This is a genomic window from Bartonella sp. AP57NXGY (assembly GCF_042195805.1).
Classification (GTDB): domain Bacteria; phylum Pseudomonadota; class Alphaproteobacteria; order Rhizobiales; family Rhizobiaceae; genus Bartonella.
Genome location: NZ_JBHIOZ010000502.1, coordinates 1 through 730, shown reverse-complemented (window position 1 = coordinate 730; position 730 = coordinate 1). Strand labels below are relative to the sequence as shown.

The following is a 730-nucleotide window of genomic DNA, read 5'->3' as shown; positions in this document are numbered from 1 at the left end:
CCTTTATCAAGCAAAACAACGCGCCCATTGTCAGAGAGGATATCACGGTTGATGATGCAGCTTGCAAAGCCTGGTTGCTCACTGTTTAATGCGGTTTCTAAGATACAGGGAATAGAGGTTCCCATGGCGATGATAAAGTTTCTATTGCCGATGAGTTTTGCTTTTGCTTTTGCTTCTTCTGTTTTGGTAGGCTTTAATAGGGTTGCAAAATTTTGTGTGTCTTGAAGGGCAGGAGAATTTTGCGCATTCGCGAGATTTTCAAGGGCATGGAATTTTTCAAAGGGGTTGAGAGTCGTGTTGACGATGTCTTTTAATTGAGATTTAGAGCCTTTGGCAAAAGCTAAAACAGGGGCACGTCTTGCGGCATCAAGTAATGGGTCATCTTTTTTGGGTTCTTGTGCGAGTGGTTGTGGGGGTGGTAAGGTTATTGGCGCTATGTTGGCACGCGGGTCAGAGGGCGCGAGCTCTAAAGGGGCGAGGGAATTGTGAAAGCTTTTTTCTTGTTTTTTATGAGCTTTTGCGGTGTCTTTTTGTTCTGTGGGGGTGGATAAGATGTTCCAGAGCACATAGCCGCAGATTCCTATACAGGCTATTGCGACAACTATTTTTTTGCCGGCGGTTTTGGCGCTATTGTTTTTGCCATCCCCAATAGATCCGCGATCTTCGATGATTGATTTATCACTCATGTGTTGTCCCCTTCAATTCCCGCTTATTTAAAGATCTGATGCAA

Annotated in this window: 1 pseudogene; it reads right to left on the bottom strand. The window is 44.5% G+C overall.

Annotated elements, in window-relative coordinates:
• A pseudogene (locus tag ACFIL8_RS11705) lies at positions 1–686 on the bottom strand (type IV secretion system protein VirB10); the annotation flags it as partial.
• Positions 687–730: the final 44 nt, after the last annotated feature.